Annotated in this window: 9 protein-coding genes and 2 pseudogenes; all 11 read left to right on the top strand. The window is 37.1% G+C overall.

The features are described 5' to 3' along the window. A pseudogene (locus tag AC075J_RS16620) lies at positions 1-220 on the top strand (GNAT family N-acetyltransferase); the annotation flags it as partial. 24 nt (positions 221-244) lie between these two features. Next, the gene (locus AC075J_RS16615; RefSeq protein WP_476390520.1) at positions 245-382 is read left to right on the top strand and encodes an SDR family oxidoreductase; all 138 of its coding nucleotides are present in this window, start codon (positions 245-247) and stop codon (positions 380-382) included. A 42-nt stretch (positions 383-424) separates the two neighbouring features. After that, a pseudogene (locus tag AC075J_RS16610) lies at positions 425-784 on the top strand (VOC family protein). A gap of 68 nt (positions 785-852) precedes the next feature. Beyond that, positions 853-1,215: a YccF domain-containing protein gene (locus tag AC075J_RS16605; RefSeq protein WP_008704887.1), complete on the top strand. Its 363-nt coding sequence runs from the start codon at positions 853-855 to the stop codon at positions 1,213-1,215. A gap of 463 nt (positions 1,216-1,678) precedes the next feature. Continuing rightward, positions 1,679-4,840: a DEAD/DEAH box helicase gene (locus AC075J_RS16600; RefSeq protein ID WP_008704886.1), complete on the top strand. Its 3,162-nt coding sequence runs from the start codon at positions 1,679-1,681 to the stop codon at positions 4,838-4,840. A 38-nt stretch (positions 4,841-4,878) separates the two neighbouring features. After that, complete coding sequence (locus tag AC075J_RS16595) at positions 4,879-5,169, top strand: DEAD/DEAH box helicase family protein (RefSeq protein ID WP_020993712.1); 291 nt, start codon at positions 4,879-4,881, stop codon at positions 5,167-5,169. A 21-nt stretch (positions 5,170-5,190) separates the two neighbouring features. Then, a complete protein-coding gene (locus tag AC075J_RS16590) occupies positions 5,191-5,595 on the top strand; it encodes a (deoxy)nucleoside triphosphate pyrophosphohydrolase (RefSeq protein ID WP_022380648.1) in 405 nt (134 codons plus the stop codon). A gap of 29 nt (positions 5,596-5,624) precedes the next feature. Then, positions 5,625-5,840 (top strand): hypothetical protein, encoded by a 216-nt coding sequence (locus AC075J_RS16585; RefSeq protein ID WP_055201526.1) that lies wholly within the window; start codon positions 5,625-5,627, stop codon positions 5,838-5,840. Positions 5,841-6,132: 292 nt separating this feature from the next. Then, positions 6,133-6,402: an ArsR/SmtB family transcription factor gene (locus tag AC075J_RS16580; protein WP_055201525.1), complete on the top strand. Its 270-nt coding sequence runs from the start codon at positions 6,133-6,135 to the stop codon at positions 6,400-6,402. 3 nt (positions 6,403-6,405) lie between these two features. After that, the gene (locus AC075J_RS16575; protein ID WP_330381005.1) at positions 6,406-7,095 is read left to right on the top strand and encodes a DUF5714 domain-containing protein; all 690 of its coding nucleotides are present in this window, start codon (positions 6,406-6,408) and stop codon (positions 7,093-7,095) included. After that, positions 7,088-7,495 (top strand): arsenate reductase ArsC, encoded by a 408-nt coding sequence (locus AC075J_RS16570; protein WP_055201524.1) that lies wholly within the window; start codon positions 7,088-7,090, stop codon positions 7,493-7,495. The genes AC075J_RS16575 and AC075J_RS16570 overlap by 8 nt, the downstream gene beginning before the upstream one ends. The last annotated feature ends 123 nt before the right edge of the window (positions 7,496-7,618 follow it).

The raw sequence follows: 7,618 nt of genomic DNA, 5'->3' as shown, positions 1-7,618 counted from the left end.
CACGGTATTTTTGTTTCTGATGAAATGCAGTCATGTGGTATAGGTAAACTTTTATTAGATTATATCAAGAATAAAAAAGTTAGATTACGATTAAATGTATACCAGAAAAATACCAGAGCTCTCTCTTTTTACCAAAGCAGAAGAGTTTAATATCCAATGCGAAGGATTCGATGGTGCTACTGGTGAAAAAGAATATCCAATGTTGTGGCAGCAGAAATAGAAAGCGATTTTGGGGAGAATTCCCATGGATATTGCCAACATGGTACTGTTTCTTTGCTCTGAAAAAGCGGGCTTTATCACAGGTGAAGACATCTGTATTGACGGTGGTATGACAAAACAAATGATTTATCATGGCGATTGTGGGTGGAGATTTGACATCTAAGTCACGTATTAGAAACACAGAATGTACAAAAGGAGAAGAACTATGAAATTTAAGATGATTCATGAAAATTACAATGTATCAGATCTGGACCGTCATCTATTAAATTTTACAACGAGGCCCTTGATCTGCACGAGGTGAGAAGAAAAACTACCGATGATTTTATTATTGTGTATTCTGAGCAACGATGTAAGTGATTTTGAGTTGGAACTTACCTGGCTTAAAGATCATCCACAGCCATATAATCTGGGTGAATGTGAATTCCACCTGGCATTCAAGGCAGAGGATTATGAGGCAGCGTATAAGAAGCACAAAGAGATGGGATGTATTTGCTTCGAAAATGAAGCGATGGGAATCTATTTCATTGTAGATCCAGATGGATACTGGCTTGAGATTCTGCCGTAAAGCTGGCTGGGAAATCGAAGAAATCATGTTGATCAGATTTTCAGAGGACTTTAAGGGGGTGTGTTATCATGAGAACTATAGGTAATATCCTTTGGTTTATATTTGGAGGATTGCTGGGTGGACTGGCATGGGTTTTTGCAGGATGCATATGGTGTATTACAATTATTGGAATTCCGGTAGGCCTGCAATGCTTTAAATTTGCAACGTTGGCATTCTGGCCGTTTGGAAAAGAAATCGTGTATGGAAATGGTATGTTTTCATTCTTGGTAAATCTCATATGGATTGTATTTTTTGGTTGGGAAATGGCGCTTGGAAATCTGATAGTTGGTTGTATATGGTGTATTACGATAGTTGGAATTCCGTTTGGAAAGCAGTTTTTCAAGATGGCAAGACTTTCTTTCATGCCATTTGGTGCCAGTGTGATAGGGTAGAATACAAAAATTTAAGGAGTCATTTGAGAGAATGATTCAAATGCTATTGGGAATCATAAGTAAAGTTATTAATACATAATAAGAAAAAACAATAGTATTTGTAAGGCGTCAGTGGAGTATTCTACTGGCGTTTTATTTAACATATTGGATTTACGAAGAATGCCTATCAAAGCGAAAAATTGTTAGAACAAGCTGAAATTCCAGAATCTTATTTATGACAAGTGTATTACAAGCACTTGCTGCAAAGCAGATTGAAGTAGAAACAAGAAAACAGCAGAGCCACGAACAGAAGAGTGGAAGAAAGCATTATGAATTTTCCTTATAATTATATGTATTTCGAAGAATTACTTCCGGAAAGTTTTCCCACCGAATTATGAGTCTGTGTAGTATAATTAATAATAACAGTATATTCTGACTTACATTGTTGTAAATAGGAATGATACATAACAAGGAGATGGGTTTAATGTTAAAAAATGGGATATACGAACAGATTGTTAATACGAGAATAAATAAAGAACTGCAGCAGCTTGATCGTGAAAAATATGATATAGAATTAGAAAAACTTGATGGAGAGGATGCAAGACGTATTCTTACCATATACATATCATATGTCATAAATCAGGCTTTGCAATACTTAAGAGACAGTTTCCCGTCATCTAAAGAAAATGAATCGTTACTGGCACAAATTCGTTTATGTAATGAAATCGTTCAGGAAATAGCAGAGCATACGAATGAACCTGAATTTGAGGATAATATCATTCTTGAAAAAGGAGAAGTATTGACCTCATTATATGAAAAAATGAATTCAGCAAGAAGCATTAATACAATCAAAGCTGTGCATCCGGAAACGTCAATTGTAGAGAATGCCTTGTTTACAGGATCTAAAAATGAGCCAAGTATGCTTTCGGAATTGAAGAAAGAAATCTTGTCCTCTGATTCTATTGATCTTTTGGTTTCATTTATTAAGTGGAGTGCAATACGTCCACTTCTTGTGGAATTGACTGCATTCACGAAACGAGAGGGCGTTCGTTTACGTGTGATTGCAACGACTTATACACAGGCTACAGATTATAAAGCGATTGTTGCTCTTGCAGAGCTTCCAAATACGGAAGTGAAGATTAATTATGAAACGAATCATGCACGTATGCATGCAAAATCTTATTTGTTTAAAAGAGACACTGGATTTTCAACTGCATATATTGGCTCATCAAATCTTTCAAATCCAGCTTTGACTGGGGGATTGGAGTGGAATGTGAAGGTGACTGAGAAAGAGTCATTTGATATTGTGAAAAAGTTTTCGGTTTCCTTTGAGAGCTACTGGAATGATGCCTCTTTTGAAACCTTTGACCCTGAAAACCCAGACTGTCATGAAAAGCTGAAAAAAGAATTAACGAGGGCTGCATTTGATAGAAAGTCAAAACGTAGTCTTCAGGTTTCGATTCGACCATATGCATATCAGCAGGAAATTTTGGATAATCTTGCTGCAGAACGAGAAGTATACGGACATTATCGTAATCTGGTTTCTGCAGCGACAGGTGTTGGAAAAACAATTATTGCGGCATTTGATTATAAAGCTTTTAAGGAGAAGAACCCAAGAGCACGCTTGTTATTTGTGGCTCACAGAAAGGAGATTCTCGAACAGAGCATTCAGAAATTCCAGGAAGTTTTGAATGACTTTAATTTTGGTGAGTTGTACGTAGATGGTTATAAACCAACGGATATTGAGCATCTGTTTATCAGTATCCAGTCATTCAATTCTGCAAAGCTTTCTCAGTGGACAAGCAAGGATTATTATGACTTTATCATAGTGGATGAATTCCACCATGCAGCAGCTGATTCTTATCAGGAATTACTGGCATACTATGAGCCGAAGATTCTATTAGGATTGACTGCTACTCCTGACCGAATGGATGGTAAGGATATCCTGAAGTATTTTGATGGACGTATTGCATCAAAATTACTGTTGGGTGAAGCGATTGATCGAAATCTGTTAAGTCCTTTTCAGTATTTGGGTGTAACAGATGACACAGATTATAGGAATTTCAAATGGACGCGTGGTAAATATGATGTGTCAGAGCTGGAAAAAGTATATACGGCAGATACAAGACGTTGCGCTTTGATTTTAAACAGTGTAAAAAAATATGTGACAGATATTTCGTCTGTGAAAGGTCTTGGATTTTGTGTCAGTGTTGCTCACGCAAATTACATGGCGAAATATTTTAATGATAAAGGAATCCCGTCCATTGCATTATCTTCGAAAAGTGCAGACGATATTCGAAATGATGCAAAAACAGATTTGTTAAGTGGAAAGATAAACTTTATTTTCGTTGTGGATTTATATAATGAGGGTGTGGATATCCCGGCTATAGACACCGTCTTATTCTTGAGGCCAACAGAAAGTGCGACTGTATTTTTACAGCAACTAGGACGAGGGTTACGTTTAAGTCCAGGGAAAGATTGCCTTACGGTTCTTGATTTTATTGGACAGGCAAACAAAAAGTATAATTTTGCAATGAAATTTGAGGCAATTGTAGGGAAAGGCCGAAAATCCATTCGTAAACAGGTGGAGGATGGATTCAGCAATCTGCCAAGAGGTTGCTATATCGAACTTGAAAAGTATGCAAAAGAATATATTCTGGAGAACCTGAAGCAGACAGATAATAACAAAAGAGCACTGATTGAAATGGTGAGAACCTTTGAAGAAGATACTGGATTACCGCTTAATCTGGAAAACTTTTTGCTGGAATATAATATGTCTCTGTATGATTTCTATCAGAATACAGGTGCCAGATCTTTGTTCCGCTTAAAAAAGTGGGCAGGCATTATTGAAGATGACAGAGATGTAGATGATAAAATTTACAGTATGATGACCGGATTTTTCCATGTGAACTCAGCCAGACTACTGGATTATTGGATCAGATATATTGACGGTAATAAAGTTGCAAATAACGAAGAAGAACGCATCATGCGAAATATGCTTTATTATACATTTTATAAAAAGAATCCGGCTAAATGCGGTTTCCAAAGTATCGATGAAGGAATTGAGTCAGTCCTAAAGGAAACTTTTGTAAGAGATGAAGTTCTGCAGATTTTGAAATACAATCGTAAGCATATCAGTTTTGTTGCTGGGAGAAATGAATACTCTTATCTTTGTCCTCTGGATTTACACTGCCGTTATAACACAAATCAGATTATGGCTGCATTTGGATTATTTACAGAGACAGAATCACCGGAATTCAGAGAAGGTGTAAAACGTTTTGAAGATAAAAAAACAGATATCTTTTTTATTAATCTGAACAAATCAGAGAAAGATTTCTCTCCATCTACTATGTATGAGGATTATGCAATTAACGATAAGCTCTTTCATTGGCAAAGCCAAAGTCAGGATAGGCAAGCGAGTGCAAAAATACAGAGATATATTAATCACAAGAATACAGGTGATATCATATCATTATTTGTTCGTGAATTTAAAAGGCTTGGTTCATATACAGCACCATATACTTTTTTAGGAAATGCAGATTATGTGAAGCATGAAGGAGAGAGACCTGTCAGTTTCGTATGGAAGCTGCATAATTCGATTCCTGCGGATATGCTTCCAAAGGCAAACAAGAGCATTGCTTTGTAATTCTATGTGATTAGAAATAAAAAGATGTGCGTACTCTCTTGACAAATTCGGGAACAGGAAAGATATATGCATCCGCACTTGCTATGCGTGAGCTTGGTTTCAAAAGAGTGTTGTTTCTGGTTCATCGTGTGACACTTGCGAAGCAGGCTAAAAAATCTTTTGAAAAAGTTTTTGATAAGAAAGTGACAATGGGATTGGTGGGAGCCAGAAATGCCCGGAAAGAAGATAATCGCGGACGTATGCAGCCGATCACGAAAGTAACGATGAAAATGCATCATCCAGTGAGAGAAGATTTATTACGGTATTTACAGTCAAATATTACAGCATAAATGATTTGAGGTACGAAACAAATGAAGACAATAAAAGTAGTTGCAGCAGTTATCTGCGACAATATGAAAGAAAAGAATAAAATTTTTGCAACGGCTCGTGGTTACGGTGAGCTGAAAGGCGGTTGGGAGTTTCCTGGAGGAAAAATCGAAGCAGGAGAAACTCCTCAGGAAGCATTAAAGCGAGAAATCATGGAAGAACTGGATACAGAAATTAAGGTAGGGGATTTGATTGACACTATAGAGTATGACTATCCCACCTTTCACCTTTCCATGGATTGCTTCTGGGCAGAGGTCACAGCCGGTCACCTGGAATTAAAAGAAGCGGAAGCTGCAAAATGGCTTACGAAGGATCAACTGGACAGAGTTGCCTGGCTACCGGCAGATGTCACTTTGATAGAGAAAATTCGAAGAAACATGGAGAACTGATTTTAAATATTATTTTCAGAGGAATAGCTATGATATATACAGTAAAACGAATTGATGAAGACCTGGACTTCGGTTGTGAAGAGCGACCGAAAGGAATGCCAGTCATGGCAATAGTGACGCTTACGAATTCTTCAGGCGAAGAAATAAGGATAAAAGCAGAGGATGCTATGCTCTATGAATGTAACATCAATGAAGGGGATAAGGTTTGCCTTGATGTGGATAACAAGTTGGAAAAAGTAAAATAAAAATTGTAGAAGAAACAGAGAATATATTTGGATAAAGAAAACCAATGGTTTTGACTGTTATCAGTCTGCACCATTGGTTTTTTAGTTCAGCTAATTCCTGAACAGTAATGGTTGTTGGAATTTTTGTACAGCCATTTGGTGTAAACTGATAACATTAGAAAAAGAAATCAAAAGCGAGAGATAAAATGGGGAAAGAATGCTATATAACTCTTATTTAATAAATATACATTGACAAGTATCTATGCGTATGATAAATTGACACATAGACAAATGTCTATGCGAGGTGGCGAAAATGGAAACAAGAGATATGATACTGATATGTAAAGCATTATCGGATACAAATAGGCTGGAGATTGTTCAGATGCTGTCAGACGGAGAAAAATGTGGATGTAAGATTCTGGATAAATTCGATATCACGCAGCCTACTTTATCACATCACATGAAAATATTGGTCGACTGTGGGCTTGTAAATGATTGTAAGGAAGGCAAATGGCATCATTATTCTCTGAATAAAAAAGTAATAAGAGAGGCAAGTTCATTTATTGAAGCTTTGGGAAGGTAGGAAATGAAAATGAAAGAAGAATGTATTATATGTAAAGCACCACTTATATATCTTGAAAAAGATGAAATGATGGAGTGCGTACTATGTCATAAAAAGGAATTAAGTAAGACTAGGTGCGAGCAGGGCCATTATGTATGTAATGAATGTCATACAAAAGGAATGGATGCAATTATAGAAATATGTCTTAGTGAAACATCTAAGAATCCAGTAGAAATTATAAGAAGAATGATGGCGCAGCCATTCTGCCATATGCATGGACCAGAGCATCATGTTATGGTTGGTTCAGCGCTCCTTGCTACATATAAAAATGCAGGTGGTGAGATTGATTTGCCGGAAGCTCTGCTTGAAATGATGAATCGAGGAAAAGCTGTTCCGGGTGGCACATGTGGATTCTGGGGTGCTTGTGGCGCCGGAATTAGTACAGGAATGTTTATATCAATAATCTCAGGAGCGACTCCACTTAAAAATGAACCTTGGGGTCTGGCTAATAAAATGACTTCCAAGGCACTTGACGCAATCGGGAGCATTGGTGGACCAAGATGTTGTAAAAGAGATTCTTATATGGCCATAATCTCAGCGATTGACTATGTGGCAGAGAATTTCAATATACAAATGGAAAAGCCTGTTATAAAGTGTATTCATTCTGATAAGAACAACCAATGTATTAAGGAGAGGTGCCCATTTCATGAATAAGAAAAAAGTCGCATTTATCTGTGTTCATAATTCATGCCGTAGTCAGATAGCAGAGGCATTGGGAAAACATCTGGCATCAGATATATTTGAAAGCTATTCGGCCGGAACAGAGACAAAGCCTCAGATTAATCAGGATGCCGTTCGTATCATGAAAGAGATTTATGGAATTGATATGGAAGCAAATGGTCAGTATAGTAAGCTGATTACTGATATCCCAGATGTTGATATCGCAATATCAATGGGCTGTAATGTGGGATGTCCTTTTATTGGAAGAGCATTTGATGATAACTGGGGACTTGATGATCCAACGGGGAAATCAGATGATGATTTCAAGACTGTGATACAGCGGATTGAGGAGAATATCATTGAGCTAAAGAAAAGGTTGAGCGAGAACAAATAGAATACCTGCAGAACAAAATGGCAGCTTATCAGCTTTATGACACAGGACTTACTGTGACAAAGGAAGACAAGCTGCTTTCTTTATTTATCTGCAAGTATTCCAGTAGGATTCCTGTTTTGAGAC

The sequence above is a fragment of the Blautia sp. ZXY-1-C6 genome, assembly GCF_056339875.1.
This window is presented reverse-complemented; position numbering and strand designations above follow the sequence as displayed.

Bases quoted from the DNA above. Each gene is read 5' to 3' on its own strand.
- AC075J_RS16615 (WP_476390520.1), top strand. From the start codon at position 245: ATGGATATTGCCAACATGGTACTGTTTCTTTGCTCTGAAAAAGCGGGC.
- AC075J_RS16605 (WP_008704887.1), top strand. From the start codon at position 853: ATGAGAACTATAGGTAATATCCTTTGGTTTATATTTGGAGGATTGCTG.
- AC075J_RS16600 (WP_008704886.1), top strand. From the start codon at position 1,679: ATGTTAAAAAATGGGATATACGAACAGATTGTTAATACGAGAATAAAT.
- AC075J_RS16590 (WP_022380648.1), top strand. From the start codon at position 5,191: ATGAAGACAATAAAAGTAGTTGCAGCAGTTATCTGCGACAATATGAAA.
- AC075J_RS16585 (WP_055201526.1), top strand. From the start codon at position 5,625: ATGATATATACAGTAAAACGAATTGATGAAGACCTGGACTTCGGTTGT.
- AC075J_RS16580 (WP_055201525.1), top strand. From the start codon at position 6,133: ATGGAAACAAGAGATATGATACTGATATGTAAAGCATTATCGGATACA.
- AC075J_RS16575 (WP_330381005.1), top strand. From the start codon at position 6,406: ATGAAAATGAAAGAAGAATGTATTATATGTAAAGCACCACTTATATAT.
- AC075J_RS16570 (WP_055201524.1), top strand. From the start codon at position 7,088: ATGAATAAGAAAAAAGTCGCATTTATCTGTGTTCATAATTCATGCCGT.